Here is a 22,511-nt window from a genome sequence, read left to right as displayed (position 1 = left end):
ATCTTATTCAAAGGATTTTGTTTTCAATTTATGAAAATATTCTTTTGCAGCTTCTTTTACTTTTGGGGCTAAAATAAGTGTAGATATTACAGTAGGTATTGCCATTAAAGCATATCCGCTATCTATTAAGTTAATGACAAAATCTAATTTAACGTTTGCAGCAATTACTATGGCTGCTATGTAAATGTAATTATAATATTTTCCAATTTTTGTATTAGTTAAAAAACACAAACAAGAATATCCATAGAAAGAATATGTAAATAAGGTTGAAAAAGCAAAAATTAAAACACAAATAGTTAATATAACACTACCAATTCCGTAAGGTAAAACAGAATCAAAAGCAGTTAATGTTAATGATATTCCGTTACCTTGAAAATCCTTCCAAATACCTGAAGCTAATATAGCTAAAGCAGTAAGTGTACAAACTAATAATGTATCAATAGCTGGACCTAACATGGCAACTAGCCCCTCGCGAATTGGTTCGTTTGTTTTTGCTGTTCCATGCATCATTGGTGCAGTTCCTAAGCCAGCTTCGTTAGAAAAAGCAGCTCTTTTAACTCCAGTAATAATTAAAGAACCTATTGCGCCTCCCATTACTGCATTTCCAGAAAAAGCATCAGAGAAAATTAAAGAAAACATGTTAGGAATATTTTCAATCTTTAAAATTAAAATAGAAAGTACAGTGATTAAATAAATAGCTACCATTACAGGAACCAACTTACCAGCAATTTTTCCAATTCTTTTAATTCCTCCAAAAATTACTAAAGCTGTAATAACTCCAATAGTAATACCAAGTAGTAACTTAGATGTTTGAATATTACTATCATTTACTTCAAAAACATCAATTAAAGTTTGTGTTAACTGGTTGGCTTGAAATGCTGGTAGTGTTCCAATTAATCCAGCTGAAGCAAAAAATAGTGCTAAAGGCTTCCATTTTTTTCCTAAGCCTTCTGTAATAACATACATTGGTCCGCCTTTTACATTTCCATTTTCGTCTTTTCCTCGGTACATTATCGATAAACTACAAGTAAAAAATTTTGTTGCCATACCAACAAAAGCACTAACCCACATCCAAAAAATAGCACCCGGACCACCAGTAGCTATGGCAATAGCAACTCCACTAATATTTCCCATACCTACAGTAGCGGCAATAGCAGAAGATAATGCTTCATAATGAGAAAGATCTCCAGGAGAATTATCTTTATCATATTTCCCTCGTAATATATTTACAGCATGACCTAAATAGCGAAACGGGACTAAACCAGAGTAAATAAATAAAGCTAAACCACCACCGATAAGTAGTATTAATAAAGGAATACCCCATACCCAAGAAGAAAATTCAGCAACTAGATCTTGCATATTCATAAAAGTTGTTTTTAACGAAAGTAATAATTATTAGAGATTTTTTTGTATATTACGATATGTAAATAATTGTAAGTCATCTTACAAAGTGTAAGGCTTTATAGTGGGAGGTTTTAAAAATTAAATTTTAACATGTACTAAAACTTCAACTTAAGTCGTTTATATTAAGAATGTTAAATTTTTATCCCCCAAGCAATGAAAGTTTTAAACAACACTTCGGTGAAGAAAATCTTTAAGTATTCACCAATTATCTTATTAGTTTCGTTAATTATTTTTTCATTTAAAAGTCACAATAATAAAAGTGAATTAGAAGATGAATTTTTTAAAGAAAAGAAGCTACTTCAAAAAGAACTCGATAAAATTGTAGTAGATTATAAAGAAATGACTACTAAAAAAAAGTGGTTAACTAAAAGAGTAGTTAATGGTATGAATAAAATCATAGCATTAAAAGATTCTGTAGAGCAAATGAAAAAAGTTAATTACGATTTACTTTTTAAATATTCTTTAAAAGTTACAAAATTAGAAAGAGAGAATAGGAAATTATTTCTTAAAGTAGAATCATTACGTGAACAGAATAAAAAACTTCGAAATGAAAACCAATTCACTAAAAATAAATTAAGGCAAGGCGAAGAGTCGTACAAATCATTATTAGCTACAAATAAAAAATTAATATCTGAAGAGAAAACCCTTAAAGAAAAAATAGGGATTGCTGGTGCTTTAGAAATTAGTTCCGTTAAGGTTGAAGCTCTAAAAGAAAGAAGCAATGGTAAGTATACAACAACTTCAAAATCTAAAAAAATAGATGCTTTTAAAGTTAAGTTTGATATACTACCAAACGATTTAGCCAGTATAGGGAATAGAGAAGTGTATATTCAAATCTTAGATGATCATAATAATACTGTACCTTCAGAAAGAAGTGGTTCTAAAAATGAAATATCTTATAACGATTTAATTAATATAGATTATGACAGAGAAAAAGTTAGTATAGTATCTTTAATTTCTGTAGATAGAGCATATATGTATAAAGGAAAGTATTTAATAAACGTATACATAGGTAAAAGAAAAGTAGGAAAGTCTAGTATCAGTTTACGTTAAAACTGAAATATAAATATGTATTAAACCACTTAATTTTTTTAAGTGGTTTTTTCATGCAATAAAGTTAATAAGTTGTCTTTAACATTTAAACAGTACAAAAACTTAAAGATAAGTTGTAAGTTGCCTCAGAAAAACAGACTTAGTACTAATAAAACAAACTAAACAATGAGAAAAACTTTTTTTGGAAGTATAATTTTGATGACATCATTATTTGCAATTTCATGTCAGCTAAAAACAGAAGAAAAGAAAGAAGAAAAAATCGAAAAAGAGGTTAAGGTTACTTTGTCTGAAGGAGATAAAATTATTAATCAGGTAATTAAAGCTCATGGAGGAGAGTTATATACAAGCGCTTACTATAGTTTTATTTTTAGAAAGAATGAATATTCATTTAAAAACTCTGGGAATTCTTACATATATACAGTAAAAAGAAAAACAGAAAATAAAGTTATTGAAGATGTTTTAAACAACGGAAAGATTTCAAGAACAATAAATGGAGAATCTACAGCACTCAATGAAAGAGATAAGTTAAGGTACTCTGAATCATTAAATTCTGTAATTTATTTTGCAACACTTCCTTATAAGTTAAATGATGCTGCTGTTAATAAAGAATATAAAGGTGAAATTACAATTAAGAATGAATTGTATAAAGTAGTACAAATCACTTTTAATCAAGAGGGAGGAGGGAAAGATTTTGAAGATCAGTTTTATTACTGGATAAATGCTAAAACGAATACTATAGATTATTTGGCTTATAGTTATAAAGTAAACAAAGGAGGCGTTCGATTTAGAAGTAGTTATAATAAAAGAAATGTCGATGGAATTATTTTTCAAGATTATATTAACTATAAAGCTGAAGTTGGAACACCTTTGTCAGATCTACCTAAGTTATATGAAGAGAATAAGCTAAAGGAATTATCAAAGATTGTAACTGAAAACGTAGTGAATTTAAAAGCAAATTAAAAAAATCAATTATGTCCAAAGTAATTAACATTAAAGATAAATTCAATCTATTTTCAGATCAATGGTCTCCTAAAAAGATAGCTGAACTTAATGGTCAACAAGTATTATTAGCAAAAATAAAAGGTGAATTTGTTTTTCATAAGCATGAAGAAGAAGATGAGTTATTCATGGTTATTAAGGGTCAATTACAAATTGATTTAGAAGATAGTTCAGTTATTGTAAACGAAGGAGAGTTTTATATAGTACCAAAGGGAGTTTTACACAAACCTATTGCAAAAGAAGAGGTACATATTTTGCTTTTTGAGCCTTTATCTACAAAGCATACTGGAGATGTAACAGCAGATATTACAGTTGAAACGTATGAATCAATTTAATTTTTTAATAACTCAACTAGAGTTCAATTCGTCGATAAATATGAACCTTTAATCTAAGTTAAAAGTCTAAATATCGAATGTTTTAACACTAAATTTTTAAAGCTTTATACCTTTGAAGTGTTAATAGTAGTAAGAATTAACTTAATTTAATAATCCCTATAATTTAAGTTTAGTTTTTTCATTTTTTAAAGTTATAAGGTTTACTTTAAAAACCTAAAACCATCCCTTTTGCAAGCCCCAAATGTAAAAGGGTTTTTTTGTGTTTAAGTTTTTGTTTTTTAGTGTTTTATTTCATTTGTCGAGGAAATCAAACAGTTTGTCTATAGACAAGAACATATATATCGAAAATCAATAAAACTATAGTCTAAAGCTTTATATATTTGAAGTGTAAATAAGTGATATACATGAAAGTATTCCTTATAGTTTTGTTTTTTTCATTATAAAAAATAAATGAAGGTTTTTTAAATTTATTTGGTTGATTAAATTAATCCTTTTGCATCCCCAATTGCAAAAGGATTTTTTTATTTTACAATAATTCCTCTCTTATTTAAAGATGAGATCATTCTTAAAGCACCTTCTTTTATTGTATCAGCTTCAAAAACAAAAGTTTTTTCTTGAATTTGATTTCCTTCAAAGAATGAAACTTGAAATCTATTAGCTAAACTAAAAACATCTGGATGAATCATTTCTATTTTAGCAAATGCATTTGCAGGTAACTGATTAATTTTTTTTCTAAAAACGGTAGTCGTTTTTGTTTCAGAGAAGCCCTGAGAAACAATCATAATCATGTCTAAAGCGACTTCTTTTTTGTTAATTAGGTATACATACCAATCATCTGTGTTGTGTGTTTCGTTGTGCTCTAAAACAACTGCCATTTCTATTCCTGTAACTTCAGGAATTATGATATCTTTTTTCATGTATTAACTCATCAAAATTAAAAAGTTGTAAAACTCAATAAAAAACCATTGAAATTTCACAACTCTTATTTATAAATATGTTCCTAAATTTAAATCACCGATTTAAATTGCTCTAAGAAACGAACATCATTTTCGTAGAACATTCTAATATCTGGAATTTGATAAAGAAGCATAGCAATACGCTCTATTCCCATTCCAAATGCATAACCAGAGTATTTTGTAGGATCTATGTTGCAGTTTTTAAGAACGTTTGGATCAACCATACCACATCCCATTATTTCTAACCAGCCAGTACCTTTTGTTATTCTATAATCAGTTTCAGTTTCAAGACCCCAATAAATATCTACTTCAGCACTAGGCTCAGTAAATGGAAAATAAGACGGACGTAATCTGATTTTAGATTTACCAAACATTTCTTTAGTAAAGTACAATAAAGTCTGTTTTAAATCAGCAAATGAAACATCGGTATCTATATATAAACCTTCTACTTGATGAAAAATACAGTGAGCTCTTGCAGAAATATCTTCGTTTCTAAAAACTCTACCAGGAGAAATAGTTCTGATAGGAGGTTCATTTTTCTCCATATAACGAACTTGTACAGAAGAAGTATGAGTACGCAATAGTGTGTCAGGATTTTTGTCAATGAAAAAAGTGTCCTGCATATCTCTAGCTGGATGATATTCAGGAAGATTTAAAGCAGTGAAATTATGCCAGTCATCTTCTATTTCCGGACCTTCAGATACAGTAAAACCAATTCTGTTAAAAACTTCAATAATTCGATTTTTAACAATAGATATTGGGTGTCTAGAACCTAACTCTATTGGTTCAGATGGTTTAGTTAAGTCGCCGTAAACACCTTTATCTTCAATTGCGCTTTCTAAAGCCTCTTTTAAAGTGTTTACTTTTTCCTCAGCAGATTTCTTTAAAAGATTTATTGTTTGCCCAAATTCTTTTTTCTGTTCATTAGGAACATTTTTAAATTCAGCAAATAAATCCTTTAAAATACCCTTACTACCAAGATATTTAATTCTGAAATTTTCGATTTCTTCAGCAGACGAAGTTTCAAAATTTTTAACTTCATCAATTAACCCTGTAATCTTTTCTAACATAATCCGTCAAATTAGTTGGCAAATTTAAGATTTTTTACTGAAATAGACGGCGATTTTATAGGAACCACTACAACGTTTTCGTATCAACAAAAAAAGGTGTTTTTTAAATCGTCAAATTAGTTAATTAATTATATTTGTACATTATTTTTATAAAAAAAACATTTTTAGAATAGTTAAATTATGGAATCTAAAATAAAGGCCTTTATGGATCTGGTTAGACAACGTAACGGTCATGAACCAGAATTTTTGCAAGCTGTACAAGAAGTAGCAGAAACTGTTATACCATATATTGTTAAGCATGATATTTATCATGGAAAAAATATATTATTAAGAATGGTTGAGCCTGAGAGATTAATTTCTTTTAGAGTAAACTGGGTAGATGATAATGGTGAAATTCAGGTGAATAGAGGATATAGAATTCAAATGAACTCAGCTATCGGGCCTTACAAAGGAGGATTACGTTTCCACCCTACTGTAAATGCTAGTATCTTAAAGTTTTTAGCTTTTGAACAAGTATTTAAAAACTCATTAACAACATTACCAATGGGTGGTGGAAAAGGAGGTTCTGATTTTGATCCAAAAGGAAAATCAGATAACGAAATCATGCGTTTCTGTCATGCCTTTATGGGTGAGTTATTCAGACATATTGGTCCAAACACAGATGTACCTGCTGGAGATATTGGAGTTGGAGGAAGAGAAATAGGATTCATGTTCGGTATGTATAAAAAACTAAGAAACGAATTTACTGGAGTTTTAACAGGTAAAGGAGCTAGTTGGGGAGGATCTTTAATTAGGCCAGAAGCAACAGGATATGGAACTGTATACTTTGCTGATAGTATGTTAAAAACTAAGGGAGATTCTTTTGAAGGAAAAACAGTAACGATTTCTGGTTCTGGTAACGTAGCACAATATGCTTGTGAAAAAGCAACCGAATTAGGTGCTAAAGTAGTTACATTATCAGATTCTTCTGGATACATTTATGATGAAGATGGAATAGATGCTGAAAAGTTAGCATTTGTAATGGAATTAAAGAATGTTAAGAGAGGTAGAATCCATGAATATGTGGATAAATATCCTTCTGCTAAGTTTTTTAAAGGAGAGCGTCCTTGGGGAGTGAAATGTGATATCGCTTTACCATGTGCTACTCAAAATGAGCTAAATGGAGAAGAAGCACAAATTTTAATTGATAATGGATGTGTTTGTGTAAGTGAAGGAGCAAATATGCCTTCTACACCAGAAGCAATAGCAGTATTCCATAAAGAAAAAGTATTATTCGCTCCAGGAAAAGCATCTAATGCAGGTGGAGTAGCAACTTCTGGTTTAGAAATGAGTCAGAATTCATTACGTTTAAGTTGGACTCGTGAAGAAGTTGATGCGAAACTTAAAGATATTATGGAAAATATTCATAAAGCTTGTGTTGAATATGGTACTGATGAAACAGGTTATGTTGACTATGTTAAAGGAGCAAACATAGCAGGTTTTGTTAAAGTTGCAGATGCAATGTTAGCCCAGGGAGTAATTTAAAAATCATCCTTTTTTTCTAATAAATAATAAAAGCTCATCTTTTTAGATGAGCTTTTGTATTTTGTGGATGTTCTGAAAAAAATATCAATGGAAAAAATTAAAAACATCAAAATACCAAGCGCATTTGAAAAACCAATTTTACTCGATGTGTTCTATGAATCCAATCATCAAAAAAAAGATGTGATAATTTTTTGTTATGGTTATAAAGGTTTTAAAGATTGGGGAGCTTGGGATTTAATGGCAGAAGCTTTTGCGAAAGCTGGTTTCTTTTTTGTGAAATTTAATTTTTCTCATAATGGAACTACTCCAGAAAACCCCTTAGAATTTGGAGATTTAAAAGCTTTTGGAAATAACAATTATTCAAAAGAACTAGATGATCTTGATAATGTTATTAATTGGTGTTTACAAGAAAAGCAGTTTAAAGATGAAATAAATGAAAGTTCTTTCTCACTTTTAGGCCATAGTAGAGGAGGCGGAATTGTTTGTATTAAAGCTGAAGAAGATCATAGAGTAAAAAAAGTGATTTCTTTAGCTGGAGTTTCAGATTTCAAAAAAAGAACAGCAACTACAGGTGAGTTAGAGTCTTGGAAAAGAGAAGGTGTTAAATATATTTTAAATGGGAGAACAGGTCAACAAATGCCACATTTTTATCAGTTTTATGAAGACTTTATCGCTAATGAAAATCGATTAACTATTAAACGAGCGGTAAAAAATCTAAAAATTCCATTTTGTATTATTCATGGTGATGCAGACACATCAATAGCTATAACAGAGGCAGAAAATTTATATCAATGGAATGAGTTGGGTGAGTATCATAAAATAGAGAATGCAAATCATGTTTTTGGAGCTAAACACCCTTGGAATAATGATGCATTACCTATTAATTTAGAAAAAGCTATCATAATTTGTAAAACCTTTTTAGGAAACTAGCAGTTTCAATGAGTAAACGGATTTTCACATTCCTTTAGAATGACTATATTTACAAATCGATAAGGAAAAAATCACATTTTTTTATCTAATTGAAAATCAAATAAATATAATTAACTTCTTGATGCTGATGTTTACATCAGATTTAAAAAGTTATTACACAAATACATAAATTATGGGTTGTAGCAGTTGCTCAACTAACAAGAATGGCGTTCCTAAAGGATGTAAGAGTAACGGAAATTGCGGTACGGGAACATGCGGTAGTGGAAATAAATTAGCTGTTTTTGATTGGTTATCAAACATGACTTTACCAACAGGTGAAGCTCCATTTAATATATACGAAGTACGTTTTAAAAACGGAAGAAAACATTTTTACAAGAGTAATCCTAAGATGAGAATTTCTATGGGAGATGTGGTTGCTGTAGAAGGTTCACCAGGTCACGATATAGGTATCGTTTCACTTGCAGGTGAGCTTGTAAAAGTGCAGATGAAAAAACGTAAGGTAGAACAAGATAGTGAAGATGTAAAAAAGATCTATCGTAAGGCTACTCAAAAAGACATAGATGTTTGGCAAGAAGCAAGAGGTAGAGAATTAGAAACACAACGAAAAGGTAGAGAGATAATTAGTAAGCTTGGCTTAAAAATGAAACTATCTGATGTTGAATTTCAAGGAGATGGAAATAAAGCTACTTTTTATTATACTGCAGATGATCGTGTAGATTTTCGTCAGTTAATACGAGATTTAGCCGGAGCATTTTCTATTCGAGTTGAAATGAAGCAAGTAGGAATGCGTCAGGAAGCAGCACGTTTAGGCGGAGTCGGTTCTTGTGGTAGAGAATTATGTTGTTCTACTTGGTTAACAGATTTTAGAAAAGTAAATACCGCTGCTGCAAGATATCAACAATTATCTTTAAATCCTTTAAAACTAGCTGGTCAATGTGGGAAATTAAAATGTTGTTTAAACTTTGAGTTAGACTCTTATTTAGATGCATTAGAATCTTTTCCTAAACAAGATGTAGTTTTAAAAACAGAGAAAGGAGAGGCTATTTTTGTGAAAATGGACATCTTTAAAAAGCTGCTTTGGTACACATATAAAGAAGAAAAGATGAAGTGGTTCAAACTTTCTTTAGATCAAGTTACCGAAATCATTGAATTGAATGAAGGTAATGAATTAGGTTCTCCGCTAGAAGATTATGCTTCTGAGATAGAAGAGGAAGTAGAGATTAGTTTTGAAAATGTTGTTGGTCAAGATAGTTTAACTCGATTCGATACTCCTAAAAAACCACGCCGTAATAAGCGAAGAAGAAGGAATCAGAATCAAAAGAACAATTCGAATTCTAACTCAAATCAAAAATCACCTAATAATAATTCTAAAAAACAAGCGCCAAAGCAAGGACAAAAGCAGAAGCCTAGACCAAAGAATACAAAACAGGTAAATAACCAAGAGAAAAATTCGAATCAAAAAACACAGCAAAACAAAAAGAGAAATCCGAACAGAAAACCGGATAATCAGAATACTCCAAAGAACAACAACAATAATAAACAGAATTCGAACCAACGAAGAAATAATAAAAGAAGAAACAATAACGGGAACAAAAATGCAAAGACTAATAAACAGTAAAAGTATAGTATATAAGCTATTAATACTACTGGTTTTGGCTTCTTGTGATTCCAAAGGGATTTTTGATAATTATAGAACTGTAAACAAAGGAAAATGGGAAATTAACACACCAGTATCTTTTCAATTTACAGTAAAAGATACTTTAGTAAATAAGAATTTATTTATCAATATTAGAAATAATAACGATTACGAGTTTAGCAATCTTTTTCTAATTACAAAGTTAAAGTTTCCAGATGGTCATTTTCTGACAGATACTTTAGAGTATGATATGACTGATAAAAAAGGAAATTTTTTAGGAACTGGTTTTTCTGAAATAAAAGAAAACAAACTGTTTTATAAAGAGCAAATATTGTTTCCTACAGCAGGAGAATATCAATTTCAAGTTTTTCAAGCCATGAGAAAAAATGGAGAAGTATCAGGTGTACAAGAGCTTGAAGGAATTACTGATGTAGGATTTAGAATTGAAGAAATTGAATAAATTATGAGTGAAAAGAAGACTGTGAATTTTAGAATCTTAATTAAATGGTTTTGGGGATTATTACTAGGAGGTATTTTATCAATATGCCTAGTGTTTTTATTAGCGTCTTGGGGAGCTTTAGGTGAATTACCAACTTTTGAAGAATTAGAAAACCCTAAGAATGATTTAGCTACAGAAATCATTTCTTCTGATGGAAAAACAATTGGAAAATATTATTTAAAAGCGAATAGAACTCCAATAAAATATAAAGATTTACCTGAGAACTTAGTAAAAGCTCTTGTAGCTACTGAAGATGAACGCTTTTATGAACATTCTGGTATTGATTTTAGAGGTTTGGCTAGAGCTGTTGCTAAGTTAGGAAAAGGTGGAGGAGCAAGTACAATTACCCAACAATTAGCTAAAAACTTATTTACTAAAAGAGCATCTTCAAATAAGATAAAAAGAATAATTCAGAAGGTAAAAGAATGGGTGATTGCAGTTCGTCTAGAACGACAGTACACAAAAAAAGAAATCATTACGATGTATTTAAATACTCAAGATTTTATTTTTAATGCTGTAGGTATTCGTTCAGCTGCGCGTATTTATTTTGGTAAAGAACCTAAGGATTTAGATTTACAAGAGTCAGCAATTATTGTTGCAATGTTAAAAAATCCACGTCAGTTTAATCCAAATAGAAAGATTTCAAAGAAAAAATCACTAAATCGTAGAAATGTGGTGTTTGCTCAAATGTATAAGAATGGTTTTATTACCGAGCAAGAGAAAGATTCTTTACAAAAGCTACCTTTAAAAATTAAATTTACTCCAGAGAGCCATAGTGACGGTTTAGCAACGTATTTCAGAGAGCATTTAAAAAAGTTCTTGAAAGATTGGGTAAAGAAAAATCCAAAAGCTGATGGTGAGTTGTATGATATCTATAAAGATGGATTAAAAGTTTATGTTACTATAGATTCTCGCATGCAACAATACGCTGAAGAAGCTATGACAGAGCATATGTCGAATCTTCAAAAATATTTTTTCGCAGAGCATAAAAAGAATAAGAATGCACCATTTTACGATATAGAGCGAGATGATATTAGAAAAATTATCAACAGAGCAAAAACAAACTCTGATCGTTACAAAAGAATGAAAGCTGAAGGAAAATCTGATAAAGAGATTGAAAAGGCTTTTAATACAAAAACTGAAATGTCTGTTTTCTCATGGAAAGGTGATAGAGATACAGTAATGACACCTTACGATTCTATTCGTTATTATAAATATTTTTTACGTTCTGGTTTAGTTTCTATAGAACCACAAACAGGTCATATCAAAGCTTGGGTTGGTGGAATTAATAATAAACATTTTAAGTACGAGGCAGTAAAACAACAAAAACGTCAAGTAGGTTCTACTTTTAAACCTTTCGTGTATGCAACTGCAATAAACCAATTAAAAAGATCTCCTTGCGATAAATTACCAAATACACCATATACAATTCCTAAAGAAAAATATGGAATGGATGACGATTGGACTCCAAAAAATGCAGGAAATAAATACGGAGGAGAATTAACTTTACAAAGAGCGTTAGCAAATTCTGTAAATGTAATCACAGCTCGTTTAATTGATGAAGTTACACCTATTAATGTTGCACGTTTAGCAAAGTCTGCTGGTATTTCTACAGAATTTCAAGCAAATCCTTCTATAGCATTAGGAGCTATTGATTTAACCTTATTAGAAATGACGAGTGCATATTCGACATTCGCTAATAAAGGAATGCGTGTAACACCAATGTTTATTACACAAATCGAAGATAAAAACGGTACAGTGTTAGAAACTTTTGTTCCAAAAACTAAAGAAGTACTTAGTGAAGAATCTGCTTATGTTGTACTAAATTTAATGGAAGGAGTTACTAAATTTGGTTCTGGAGCAAGATTAAGAACGACATATAATAGGCCAAAATATATTACTGGTTATCCATATAGTTTTAATAATGCCATTGCAGGAAAAACAGGAACAACGCAAAATCAATCAGATGGTTGGTTTATGGGAACAGTTCCAAATTTAACTACTGGTGTTTGGACAGGTGGTGAAGATCGTTCTACACATTTTATCGGTTTAGATAAAGGTGGAGGAGCTTCTATGTCCTTACCAACTTGGGCTATTTTTATGCGTAAATGTTATGAAGATAAAAGTTTAAATATCAGTAAGGCTGATTTTGAAGAACCTAATGATCTTTCTATTAATGTAGATTGTGAAAAACATGAACAAAAGAAAGACGAAAAAGGAAATGAAGAAAAGAAAGATGGTGATGCAGATGACTTTTAAATCGTAAAAAAACAACAAACAACTGAATCATAAATGATTAATAAAAAAGTAAATAATGTCCAAGAAGCATTAGAAGGCGTTTCAAGTGGAATGACTTTAATGTTAGGAGGTTTTGGATTATGTGGAATTCCTGAAAATGCTATTAGTGAATTAGTAAAATTAGGAATAAACAATTTAACATGTATTTCTAATAATGCCGGAGTAGATGATTTCGGTTTAGGATTATTATTACAGAATCGTCAAATAAAAAAAATGATTTCTTCTTATGTAGGAGAAAATGACGAATTCGAACGTCAAATGCTTTCTGGAGAATTAGAAGTAGAGTTAACACCTCAAGGAACTTTAGCAGAGAAATGTAGAGCGGCTCAAGCTGGTTTTCCTGCATTTTATACGCCTGCAGGTTACGGAACAGAAGTAGCAGAAGGTAAAGAAACTAGAGAGTTCGACGGAAAAATGTATGTTTTAGAACCTGCATTTAAAGCAGATTTTGGCTTTGTTAAGGCTTGGAAAGGTGATGCTGCTGGAAATTTAATTTTCAAAGGTACATCGAGAAATTTCAACCCGAATATGTGTGGAGCAGCAAATATTACTGTTGCCGAGGTAGAAGAGTTAGTTCCAGTTGGTGAGTTAGATCCAAATCAAATTCACATTCCAGGAATTTTTGTACAACGTATTTTTCAGGGAGAAAAATATGAAAAGAGAATTGAACAACGCACAGTAAGACAAAGAAACTAATCATGGCTTTAGATAAAAACGGAATAGCAAAACGAATAGCAAAAGAAGTAAAAAACGGATACTATGTAAACTTAGGAATCGGAATTCCAACATTAGTAGCCAATTTTGTACGTGAAGATATAGAAGTTGAATTTCAAAGTGAAAACGGTGTTTTAGGAATGGGACCATTCCCGTTTGAAGGAGAAGAAGATGCAGATATTATTAATGCCGGTAAACAAACGATAACGACTTTACCAGGTGCAAGTTTCTTTGATTCTGCAACAAGTTTTTCTATGATTAGAGGAAAACATGTTGATTTAACCATTTTAGGAGCTATGGAAGTAGCCGAAAATGGAGATATTGCAAACTGGAAAATTCCAGGAAAAATGGTAAAAGGAATGGGAGGAGCAATGGATTTAGTTGCTTCTGCTGAAAATATTATCGTAGCCATGATGCACACCAATAAAAGAGGTGAATCTAAGCTATTAAAAAAATGTTCTTTGCCATTAACGGGTGTTGGTTGTGTAACTAAAATTGTAACAAACCTAGCAGTCTTAGAAATTAAAGATAATACTTTCCATTTGGTAGAAAGAGCTCCTGGAGTTTCTGTAGAGGAAATTCAAGCTGCAACTGAAGGAACTTTGGTTGTGAATGGAGACGTTCCAGAAATGGATATTTAAATAAATAAAAAATATAATTATAAGCAATCTTATTATGGTAAGATTGCTTTGTTTTAAAGTTAGATTCTAATAAGAAAACAGAATGAAAGTAATTTCATATAACGTAAACGGAATTCGTGCTGCATTAAAAAAAGGTTTTTTAGAGTGGTTGCAAGCTGCTAATCCAGATGTAATTTGTATTCAAGAGACAAAAGCACAAAAAGAACAATTAAATGCTGAAGATTTTGAAGCTGCGGGATATCCGTATCAATATTGGTTTTCTGCAGAAAAAAAAGGATATTCTGGTGTTGCTGTTTTTTGTAAAAAAGAACCTAATCATGTAGCTTATGGCACAGGTATAGAATCTATGGATTTTGAAGGAAGAAATATTCGTGTAGATTACGATGAAGTATCTATTATGAGTATGTATTTACCTTCAGGAACCAATAGTGAACGATTGGATTTTAAATTCAACTACATGGATGAAATCCTAGAATATGCTACAGAATTAAGAAAAACGATTCCAAATTTGGTGATCTGTGGAGATTATAATATTTGTCATGAAGCGATAGATATTCATAATCCAAAAATGAAAGGAGTTTCAGGTTTTCTTCCTGAAGAAAGAGAATGGTTAAGTAAGTTTATCAATAGTGGATTTATCGATAGCTTCCGTTATTTAAATCCAGAACGTCAAGAATACTCTTGGTGGAGTTATAGAGCGAATGCAAGAGCTAATAATAAAGGTTGGAGATTAGATTATTGTATGGTAACAGAACCGTTAAAAGAAAAGATTTCTAGAGCCTATATTTTACCAGAAGCAAAACATTCTGATCATTGTCCAGTTGCCGTTGAATTTCAATTTTAGTCACGTATACATTTTAATGAAAAAGTTCTTTGTCTTAAGCCTATTTAGTATTGCTAATCTTTTTGCTCAAGGAGTTTCTAAAGATTCTATTCAGCGAACGAAAGAAATATTAGAAATAGCTACAAAAGTTGATTCTATTAAATCTGTAAAAGTTACAGATTCAATTCCTCAAAAGAAATTGATTGTAAAGGAACATTATACAAACGATGATTTAAAACGAATAGATAGTTTGTTAGTGGAAGCAAAACTATATTCTCCACTTTTCGATAGTGTACCGTATATTATTAACGACAAAGATTTAGTAACTAATGTAACACCTGTCGTTACACCAGAATTACTAAAAGAACGATTAGCATTAATTAATCAAGAAACTCCATTTAACTTAGCTTTTAATCCTGCGTTAGAGCGTGTTATTAATAACTATTTAAAATACAGAAAGAAGTATTATCCAGCATTAATGTCTAGAGCAAAATACTTTTTTCCAATGTTTGAAAGATACTTAGATCAATATGATATTCCATTAGAGATGAAATATCTTGCGATCGTAGAATCTTCGTTAAGACCACAAATTAAATCAAGAGTTGGCGCTACCGGACTATGGCAATTTATGTATGGAACAGGTAAGCAATATAAGTTAGCAGTAAACTCTTATGTAGATGAACGCCAAGATCCTGTTAAATCTACCATTGCAGCATGTAAATATCTTACTTTTTTACACGGACTTTTTAATGATTGGGATTTAGCTTTGGCGGCTTATAATTCTGGTCCAGGAAATGTGTTGAAAGCCATCAAAAGATCTGGAGGATATAGAAATTATTGGAATATTCGACCTTTTTTACCAAGAGAAACGGCTGGTTATGTTCCTGCGTTTTATGCTACAATGTATATTTTTAAATATGCAAATGAGTTAGGTTTGTATCCAGAAAGTCCAAAAATATTTAACTTTCAAACAGATACAATTCAGGTAAAAAGAACTGTTTCTTTTGATCAAATAGCAGAGAAAATAGATGTAGATACTGAAATGCTTTCTTTTTTAAACCCACAGTATAAAATCGATATTATACCTTTTGTAAAAAAGAAGAAATTCTCAATACGTTTACCTAGAAACAAAATGATTGATTTCTTGGAGAAAGAAAAAGAAATTTATGCATTAGCTGCTAGTGAAGATTCATTAAGAGAGAAACCTTTACCTAAGTACTTTGAAATGGATAAAAGAATTCGTTATAAAGTTAAATCGGGAGATTATTTAGGTAAAATTGCAATTAAATTTGGAGTTCGTGTAAAAGATATAAAACGTTGGAATAATATGAGAAATTCAAATTTAAGAGCAGGGCAACGGTTATATATTTATCCAAGAAGAATGTAAAAGGTATACTTTTTGATTGAACAAAATAAAAGACTAAAAAACTAACTATTATGAATAAAATATTAATACTGTTTATTGCTTCTTTAGCACTATTTAGTTGTAAGAAAAGTAATAAATCAGATATAATTTTACCTAGATCTACAGGAAACACAAATGAGATTTTAGTAGTAATGAAAAGTGCCGATTGGCATGGTAAACCAGGAGATGAAATTAGAACTGTTTTTGGTGAACATCAGGTGGGTTTACCACAGCCAGAAACATTACTTTCTGTAAATCAAATTGATCATTCTGGTTTTAGCAAGTTTATTAAAAATAATAAAGCTATTTTATTGTTTCAAAAAGCTGATTCTACTGGTATTTCAATAGAAAGAGATATAGATGCAAGACCTCAAATTGTTATAAAAGCAACATATAGTGATGAATACGATTTAACAAATCTTATTAAAACAAGAGGTAAAGAAATTATACAGTTATTTAAAGATGAGGATATAAAGTTTACACAAAGTATTTTCAGAAGAGAACGTATAGATGCATCTAAACTTAAAACTGTAGAAAATTTAGGAATTGATATCATTATTCCTGAACGTTATAAGTTGGTTCAAGATACTTTAAATAATTTTTTATGGATGCGTCATCATTTGATGAGTGGAATTGCAAGAGGAGATGGTTCTAATAATTTATTAATTTATTCTTTACCACTTGATGATGAAACTAAAGTTGCTGATAATATTACATCGGTTAGAGACAGTATTGGAGAAACGTTTATTCCAGGAAGTAGAGAAGGAATGTATATGATTACTGAACAAGCTTATACTCCATTTACATACGAAACAACTTTAGATGGGAAGAAAGCCTATGAAACACGTGGTAAATGGGAAGTTAAAAACGATTTCATGGCTGGTCCTTTTTTAAATTATACAATTGTAGATAAAAAGAATAACAGATTGGTAGTTTTCGAAGGGTTTACTTATGCTCCATCTGTAAATAAAAGAGATTTTCTTTTCGAGTTAGAAGCAATAGCAAAATCCTTAAAAATTAAATAAATTCTACTTAGATAAAATAAAAAAACCACCTAAATTAGGTGGTTTTTTTTATGTCAAAAAAGAAAGTTAGAATATTTTTTTACTTTTAATAAAATAAATATTAAAAACCCACAAAACAATGAAAATCAATTTTTTAATTTGTGCTCTAGCTGCACTTGTGCCTTTATTTACAGGTTTTATATGGTATGGGCCATTATTTAAAAATGCTTGGATGAAAGAGATGAGTTTTACAGAAGAAAACCTAAAAGGTGGTAATATGGCTGTAATTTTTGGTCTTTCTTATGTATTAAGTTTTATAATAGCATTGGGGTTACTTCCAGTTGTAATTCATCAAATGGGAATTTATTCTACTTTAGCTGGAGAACCAGATTTTATTAATAATAGTGGAGAGGCTTACAATACTTACACTTCACTAATGGAAACTTATGGAACTCGATTTCGAACTTTTAAACATGGATTATTACATGGGAGTATTTTAGGCTTTTTTATAGCTTTACCTATTTTAGCTATTCAGGCTATGTTCGAGCGAAAAACATTTGTATACATAGCAATTAATGCAGGATATTGGATAGTTACTCTTGCGTTAATGGGAGGTATTATTTGCCAGTGGTTTTAAAAAGAAATATAAAAAAGCACCTTTTAGGTGCTTTTTTTATGTAACATAATTCAATTTTTAGCTACTTATGTAAAAATCTAACTAATTGAATCGCTATGTTTACACGTTTTATAAGTTTCGAGATGAAACAATTTTTCCGTTCTATCTTTTGGCAAAAAGGAATTGTAGTGAATGTCATTATGGGACTTTTTGCATTATGGATTATACTTTCTTTTTTGAGTATTGGAATTGGAGGTTTTTATTTAATCAAAGACAATTTTCCAGATAAAGATCCATTTGAATTTGTAAACGGTTTTTTATTGTTTTATGTTATTGGAGATTTAATTTTTAGATATTTAATGCAGAAATTACCTGTGTTGAATATTAAACCCTTGTTGATACTTGACATTAAAAAGAGTAAATTAATTAACTACACACTTATAAAATCGGGAATATCATTTTTCAATTTTTTTAGTTTATTTTTCTTTATTCCATTTTCATTAGTCTTAATAAAAGAAGGTTATCCTACAAATAATGTCTTAAGTTGGTTAACAGGAATTATAACTATTGTTTTCTTAGCAAACTACTTAAATTTCATTACTAATAAAAGTAATGTTGCTTTTGGTGTTTTAATTGCGCTTTTGGGTAGTATTGTTGCTTTACAACAATTTGGAATTTATGATTTTACAGGAGTTAGCGTTGCTATTTTCAATAGCCTGTATACTAATTGGTTTTTTGTTTTAATCCCATTTGTTTTATTAATTACTTTTTATGTGATCAATTATAAAAAGTTAAAAAGTCAATTGTATTTAGACGATGCTATTCAAACTAAAACTAAAGAAGCAAATACAAGTGACTTATCATTTGTAGATAAATTTGGTGATTTAGCTCCTTTTATTAAAAATGAAATGCGATTAATTTGGAGAAACAAAAGAACTAAAACAGTATTTCTAATGTCTTTTATTTTCCTGTTTTATGGATTAATCTTTTTTACTCAAGAAGCTTATGCAGATAATCCAGCTATGTTAATTTTTGCTGCACTATTCGTTACTGGAGGTTTTGCCATTAATTATGGGCAATTTATTCCGGCTTGGGATAGTGAGTATTACAGGATGATTATGACTCAAAATATTAGTTATAGAAAATTCTTAGAAAGTAAATGGTTAATTATGTCTACTGTAACTTTTGTTTTATACATATTAAGTATTCCATATTTATATTTAGGAGTAGATAAGTTTTTAATGATTTCTGCAGGAGCAATTTTTAATGTAGGTTTTAATTCTTTGTTTTTATTATGGTCAGGGTCTTTTAATAGGAAACGAATAGATTTAGATGCAAGTGGTTTTGGAAATACACAAGGTACAAGTGCAACTCAATTTTTAATCATTATTCCTTTAACAGGTTTTCCTATGATTCTGTATTGGGCATCCAGTAGTTTTTTAGGTTTCAATGCAGGTATTTTAGCTATTGCAAGTTTTGGTGTATTAGGAATTCTTCTAAAAAATCCAATTATGAACTTCATAGAAAAAAAATATATAAAAGATAAATACGCAACTATACACGGTTTCAACCAAAAAAAATAAATTGATTATGATACAAGTAAAAAATATTTCAAAAAAATACGGATCAACAGAAGTTTTAAATGTTCAATCTTTAGATATTCCAACAGGCGAATCTTTTGGTTTAGTTGGGAATAACGGAGCAGGAAAAACAACTTTATTTAATTTGCTTTTAGATTTAATTCGACCAACTACTGGATCAATTACAAGTAGTAATGTTGTAGTTAATAAAAGTGAAGAATGGAAATCATTTACTGGTTCTTTTATAGATGAAAGCTTCTTAATAGGATATTTAACACCAAATGAATACTTCGAATTTATTGGTGAATTAAGGGGAATGAACAAAGCAGATGTTCATGCATTTTTACAACAATTTGAAGAGTTTTTCAACGGAGAAATCTTAGGGAAAAAGAAATTTTTAAGAGATTTAAGTAAAGGAAATCAGAAAAAAGCAGGAATTATAGCGGCTTTAATGGGAAATCCAAAAGTGGTAATTTTAGATGAACCATTTGCAAATTTAGATCCTACAACTCAAATAAGACTTAAAAATATCATCAAAAAACTAAAAGAAAATAAAGGAGTTACAGTGTTAATTTCTAGTCACGATTTAAGTCATGTAACTGAAGTTTGTGATAGAATTGTAGTTTTAGAAAAAGGAAATTTAGTCAAAGATTTCACTACAACGGCATTTAGTTTAAAAGAATTAGAAAGCTATTTTTCTTCTTCCTTAGAAAATTAGGTTTTTATTTCTATTTTTACGCTCACCTGTACGATAATAGCTTAAATTTCGTTGTTGTACATGTAGAGCTTTTTTATATGAAAAATTTATTCAAAGTATTTGCTTTAATTGTTAGTGTAATTGTAGTGTATTCTTGTAGTACCAAGAAAGACACAGTTATTAATAGAAACTTCCATGTATTAAATACAAAATATAATGTGTTGTTTAATGGTGAGCAAGCTTTTGAAAAAGGAATTAAAAATATTGAGACTAATTATACCGATAACTTTTGGAGAAGATTACCTTTAGAACCGATAAAGTTTGATGAAAGAAATATCGGTGAATTAAAGTTTGGAAACCCTGGTAGTGGATTTGATGATAAAGATGATCAGAAAAGTAAACCAGCTACTCCTTTCGATAGAGCTGAAGAAAAAGCTACAAAAGCTATACAAAAACATTCAATGAATATTGGGGGTTACGAAAAGAACCGTCAAATAGACGATGCATATTTACTTTTAGGGAAATCAAGATACTACACACAACGTTTTATTCCAGCTATTGAAGCTTTTAATTATATAATAGCTAATTATCCAAAAGCAGATTTAATTTACGATACAAAGGTTTGGCGCGCTAAGGCCAATGTTCGATTAGAAAATGAAAAATTAGCAATTGAAACATTAAAGTTGTTAGTTGACTTAGATAAAAACGAAGAAGATTTAACAGGAGTTCAACTTCAAGCAGCTCATACAGCTTTGGCTATGGCTTATGAAAAAACAGATACAATTCAAAAAGTAATCGATAACTTAAAAAAATCTATTGGTTTAGCTAACAACGAGCAATCATATAGAAATAAATTTGTTCTTGGTCAGATTTACAGCGAATTAAATCGAAAAGATTCTGCAAGAACTGTTTTTAAATTATTAGCAGGAAATCGAGGGACTCCAAGAAAATATAAAATCCATGCTTACATTGAATTAGTTAAAAACCTAGAAAAGGATTCTTCAAGTATTGGTTTAATAGGAAGATTTAAAAAGTTAATTAGAAATTCTGATAATAGAAAGTATCACAACGAACTATATTATCATTTGGGTGTTTTAGAAGAAAAAAGAGATAGTATTGATAGAGCTACAGGATATTACTTGAAATCTTTAGAAGCTAAAAAGAATAATAATTATCAGAAAACTTATGCTTATGAACGTTTAGGTAATATTTATTTTAACAAACAAGAGTATTTATTAGCAGGATCTTTTTACGATAGTGTGATTCAAGCTACTTCAGAAGAGTTTGAAAATCAAAAAAGGATTCGTAGAATAAAACGAAAAAAGAAAGGTTTAGATAAGTTAAGATCTTTTGAAGAAATTGTAAAAACTAATGATAGTATTTTAAAATTGTCGGCAATGAATCCTAGCGAAAGAACAGCCTATTTTGAAAAATACATTGAAAAGTTAAAAGAGCAAGAGGAGAAAAAACGTCAAAGATTAGCAAATTCTCAAAACTTTGGAAGCCAATTTGGAGGGGGAACTTCTTTCGGAGTTGGAAACCAAGGGAAATGGTATTTCTACAACTCTCAATCAAAAGGTTTTGGTAAAGTAACTTTTACTAAAGTCTGGGGAAGTAGACCTTTAGAAGATAATTGGAGGTGGTCAGACAAAACTATTCCATCTGAAGAAGAAGAGGAAAAAGTAGAAGTGAAAAAGAAAGATAATAGTAAATATGAAGTAGCTACATATTTAAAAACTATTCCAGAAGATAAAGACGAACTTAAAGTTTTAGCAAAAGATAGAAATGAAGCACTATATCAATTAGGTTTAATTTATAAAGAACAATTCAAAAATCCTAGTTTAGCTATAGAAAAATTCGAACGCTTACTTGTAGTTAATGAAAAACCAGAATTAGAGTTGCCAATTAATTATCATTTGTATCAGCTTTACAAAACTGTAGCTGATAGTGAAAAATCAGAAGAAAAGAAAAGTTTGATTTTAAGTAAATATACTGATTCTCAGTTCGCAAAAATTATTGTAGAACCTAATACAAAGCTAACTGCTAAAAAAGAAGTTAGCGAAATAGATAAAAAATATAAGAATATTTACAGTATGTATAAGTTCAATATGAATGAAGAGGCTGTAAATCAAATAGATAATTTAAGTTCTGAAATTGAGAATTCAGAATTAATTGCTAAATTTGCTTTACTTCGCGCTATGTGTATTGGTAAATACAAAAGCAAAGAAGAGTATAAAAAGGCTCTTGAATTTGTTGCATTTAAGTATGCAAATCAAATTGAAGGACAAAAAGCAAATGAAATCATACAACTTTTAAAATAATTCCCT

Annotated in this window: 20 protein-coding genes; 17 read left to right on the top strand and 3 right to left on the bottom strand. The window is 30.0% G+C overall.

Annotated elements, in window-relative coordinates; genetic code table 11:
* Positions 1-3: 3 nt before the first annotated feature.
* Positions 4-1,365: an alanine/glycine:cation symporter family protein gene (locus AC2TEO_RS10300; protein ID WP_442264737.1), complete on the bottom strand. Its 1,362-nt coding sequence runs from the start codon at positions 1,363-1,365 to the stop codon at positions 4-6.
* Positions 1,366-1,581: 216 nt separating this feature from the next.
* Between AC2TEO_RS10300 and AC2TEO_RS10295 the strand changes: the two genes are divergently transcribed.
* The 3 genes from AC2TEO_RS10295 to AC2TEO_RS10285 all read left to right on the top strand — a co-directional run bounded on the left by AC2TEO_RS10295 (position 1,582) and on the right by AC2TEO_RS10285 (position 3,791).
* Entirely contained in the window at positions 1,582-2,457 is an 876-nt protein-coding gene (locus tag AC2TEO_RS10295; protein ID WP_442264736.1) for a DUF8428 domain-containing protein, read from the top strand.
* Between the two features lie 165 nt (positions 2,458-2,622).
* Entirely contained in the window at positions 2,623-3,417 is a 795-nt protein-coding gene (locus tag AC2TEO_RS10290) for a DUF6503 family protein (RefSeq protein WP_442264735.1), read from the top strand.
* An 11-nt stretch (positions 3,418-3,428) separates the two neighbouring features.
* Entirely contained in the window at positions 3,429-3,791 is a 363-nt protein-coding gene (locus AC2TEO_RS10285) for a cupin domain-containing protein (protein ID WP_442264734.1), read from the top strand.
* Positions 3,792-4,312: 521 nt separating this feature from the next.
* On the opposite strand, the gene AC2TEO_RS10280 is transcribed toward AC2TEO_RS10285, so the two are convergent.
* Both AC2TEO_RS10280 and pheS read right to left on the bottom strand, forming a co-directional pair.
* Positions 4,313-4,708, bottom strand: a complete 396-nt coding sequence (locus tag AC2TEO_RS10280; RefSeq protein ID WP_442264733.1) for a hypothetical protein — start codon at positions 4,706-4,708, stop codon at positions 4,313-4,315.
* 89 nt (positions 4,709-4,797) lie between these two features.
* Positions 4,798-5,817, bottom strand: coding sequence for a phenylalanine--tRNA ligase subunit alpha (pheS, locus tag AC2TEO_RS10275; RefSeq protein WP_442264732.1), 1,020 nt, complete (start codon positions 5,815-5,817; stop codon positions 4,798-4,800).
* A 180-nt stretch (positions 5,818-5,997) separates the two neighbouring features.
* Between pheS and gdhA the strand changes: the two genes are divergently transcribed.
* The 14 genes from gdhA (at position 5,998) to porW (ending at position 22,505) form a co-directional block, all read left to right on the top strand.
* Positions 5,998-7,341: an NADP-specific glutamate dehydrogenase gene (gene gdhA / locus AC2TEO_RS10270; RefSeq protein ID WP_442264731.1), complete on the top strand. Its 1,344-nt coding sequence runs from the start codon at positions 5,998-6,000 to the stop codon at positions 7,339-7,341.
* A gap of 87 nt (positions 7,342-7,428) precedes the next feature.
* Positions 7,429-8,271, top strand: coding sequence for an alpha/beta hydrolase family protein (locus AC2TEO_RS10265; protein WP_442264730.1), 843 nt, complete (start codon positions 7,429-7,431; stop codon positions 8,269-8,271).
* A gap of 172 nt (positions 8,272-8,443) precedes the next feature.
* Positions 8,444-9,889, top strand: coding sequence for a PSP1 domain-containing protein (locus tag AC2TEO_RS10260; protein ID WP_442264729.1), 1,446 nt, complete (start codon positions 8,444-8,446; stop codon positions 9,887-9,889).
* On the top strand, positions 9,867-10,367 hold the full coding sequence (gene gldH / locus AC2TEO_RS10255) for a gliding motility lipoprotein GldH (RefSeq protein WP_442264728.1): 501 nt from the start codon (positions 9,867-9,869) through the stop codon (positions 10,365-10,367). Before AC2TEO_RS10260 ends, gldH begins: the two co-directional genes overlap by 23 nt.
* A gap of 3 nt (positions 10,368-10,370) precedes the next feature.
* On the top strand, positions 10,371-12,665 hold the full coding sequence (locus AC2TEO_RS10250) for a penicillin-binding protein 1A (RefSeq protein WP_442264727.1): 2,295 nt from the start codon (positions 10,371-10,373) through the stop codon (positions 12,663-12,665).
* A gap of 33 nt (positions 12,666-12,698) precedes the next feature.
* Positions 12,699-13,400 (top strand): CoA transferase subunit A, encoded by a 702-nt coding sequence (locus tag AC2TEO_RS10245; protein WP_442264726.1) that lies wholly within the window; start codon positions 12,699-12,701, stop codon positions 13,398-13,400.
* Positions 13,401-13,402: 2 nt separating this feature from the next.
* Complete coding sequence (locus AC2TEO_RS10240; RefSeq protein WP_299676118.1) at positions 13,403-14,059, top strand: CoA transferase subunit B; 657 nt, start codon at positions 13,403-13,405, stop codon at positions 14,057-14,059.
* Positions 14,060-14,141: 82 nt separating this feature from the next.
* Positions 14,142-14,903 (top strand): exodeoxyribonuclease III, encoded by a 762-nt coding sequence (locus AC2TEO_RS10235; protein ID WP_442264725.1) that lies wholly within the window; start codon positions 14,142-14,144, stop codon positions 14,901-14,903.
* 16 nt (positions 14,904-14,919) lie between these two features.
* Positions 14,920-16,269 (top strand): lytic transglycosylase domain-containing protein, encoded by a 1,350-nt coding sequence (locus AC2TEO_RS10230; RefSeq protein ID WP_442264724.1) that lies wholly within the window; start codon positions 14,920-14,922, stop codon positions 16,267-16,269.
* 50 nt (positions 16,270-16,319) lie between these two features.
* Positions 16,320-17,312, top strand: coding sequence for a DUF4837 family protein (locus tag AC2TEO_RS10225; protein ID WP_442264723.1), 993 nt, complete (start codon positions 16,320-16,322; stop codon positions 17,310-17,312).
* 118 nt (positions 17,313-17,430) lie between these two features.
* Positions 17,431-17,928 (top strand): DUF1761 domain-containing protein, encoded by a 498-nt coding sequence (locus tag AC2TEO_RS10220; protein WP_442264722.1) that lies wholly within the window; start codon positions 17,431-17,433, stop codon positions 17,926-17,928.
* 122 nt (positions 17,929-18,050) lie between these two features.
* Positions 18,051-19,490, top strand: a complete 1,440-nt coding sequence (locus AC2TEO_RS10215) for a DUF5687 family protein (protein ID WP_442264721.1) — start codon at positions 18,051-18,053, stop codon at positions 19,488-19,490.
* 7 nt (positions 19,491-19,497) lie between these two features.
* The gene (locus AC2TEO_RS10210) at positions 19,498-20,205 is read left to right on the top strand and encodes an ABC transporter ATP-binding protein (RefSeq protein WP_442264720.1); all 708 of its coding nucleotides are present in this window, start codon (positions 19,498-19,500) and stop codon (positions 20,203-20,205) included.
* A 77-nt stretch (positions 20,206-20,282) separates the two neighbouring features.
* Positions 20,283-22,505, top strand: a complete 2,223-nt coding sequence (gene porW, locus AC2TEO_RS10205; protein WP_442264719.1) for a type IX secretion system periplasmic lipoprotein PorW/SprE — start codon at positions 20,283-20,285, stop codon at positions 22,503-22,505.
* The last annotated feature ends 6 nt before the right edge of the window (positions 22,506-22,511 follow it).

Source organism: Tenacibaculum aquaeponti (genome assembly GCF_057221555.1).
Note: the sequence above shows the minus strand (reverse complement) of the source record. Positions and strands in the feature narration are given on the sequence as shown.

Excerpts from the sequence above, each read along its gene's own strand:
- AC2TEO_RS10230 (WP_442264724.1), top strand. The coding sequence starts at position 14,920 with ATGAAAAAGTTCTTTGTCTTAAGCCTATTTAGTATTGCTAATCTTTTT.
- AC2TEO_RS10265 (WP_442264730.1), top strand. The coding sequence starts at position 7,429 with ATGGAAAAAATTAAAAACATCAAAATACCAAGCGCATTTGAAAAACCA.
- AC2TEO_RS10240 (WP_299676118.1), top strand. The coding sequence starts at position 13,403 with ATGGCTTTAGATAAAAACGGAATAGCAAAACGAATAGCAAAAGAAGTA.
- AC2TEO_RS10225 (WP_442264723.1), top strand. The coding sequence starts at position 16,320 with ATGAATAAAATATTAATACTGTTTATTGCTTCTTTAGCACTATTTAGT.
- AC2TEO_RS10235 (WP_442264725.1), top strand. The coding sequence starts at position 14,142 with ATGAAAGTAATTTCATATAACGTAAACGGAATTCGTGCTGCATTAAAA.
- AC2TEO_RS10290 (WP_442264735.1), top strand. The coding sequence starts at position 2,623 with ATGAGAAAAACTTTTTTTGGAAGTATAATTTTGATGACATCATTATTT.
- AC2TEO_RS10250 (WP_442264727.1), top strand. The coding sequence starts at position 10,371 with ATGAGTGAAAAGAAGACTGTGAATTTTAGAATCTTAATTAAATGGTTT.
- AC2TEO_RS10300 (WP_442264737.1), bottom strand. The coding sequence starts at position 1,365 with ATGAATATGCAAGATCTAGTTGCTGAATTTTCTTCTTGGGTATGGGGT.
- AC2TEO_RS10285 (WP_442264734.1), top strand. The coding sequence starts at position 3,429 with ATGTCCAAAGTAATTAACATTAAAGATAAATTCAATCTATTTTCAGAT.
- gldH (WP_442264728.1), top strand. The coding sequence starts at position 9,867 with ATGCAAAGACTAATAAACAGTAAAAGTATAGTATATAAGCTATTAATA.
- AC2TEO_RS10215 (WP_442264721.1), top strand. The coding sequence starts at position 18,051 with ATGAAACAATTTTTCCGTTCTATCTTTTGGCAAAAAGGAATTGTAGTG.
- AC2TEO_RS10220 (WP_442264722.1), top strand. The coding sequence starts at position 17,431 with ATGAAAATCAATTTTTTAATTTGTGCTCTAGCTGCACTTGTGCCTTTA.
- porW (WP_442264719.1), top strand. The coding sequence starts at position 20,283 with ATGAAAAATTTATTCAAAGTATTTGCTTTAATTGTTAGTGTAATTGTA.
- pheS (WP_442264732.1), bottom strand. The coding sequence starts at position 5,817 with ATGTTAGAAAAGATTACAGGGTTAATTGATGAAGTTAAAAATTTTGAA.
- AC2TEO_RS10245 (WP_442264726.1), top strand. The coding sequence starts at position 12,699 with ATGATTAATAAAAAAGTAAATAATGTCCAAGAAGCATTAGAAGGCGTT.
- AC2TEO_RS10260 (WP_442264729.1), top strand. The coding sequence starts at position 8,444 with ATGGGTTGTAGCAGTTGCTCAACTAACAAGAATGGCGTTCCTAAAGGA.
- AC2TEO_RS10210 (WP_442264720.1), top strand. The coding sequence starts at position 19,498 with ATGATACAAGTAAAAAATATTTCAAAAAAATACGGATCAACAGAAGTT.
- AC2TEO_RS10280 (WP_442264733.1), bottom strand. The coding sequence starts at position 4,708 with ATGAAAAAAGATATCATAATTCCTGAAGTTACAGGAATAGAAATGGCA.
- gdhA (WP_442264731.1), top strand. The coding sequence starts at position 5,998 with ATGGAATCTAAAATAAAGGCCTTTATGGATCTGGTTAGACAACGTAAC.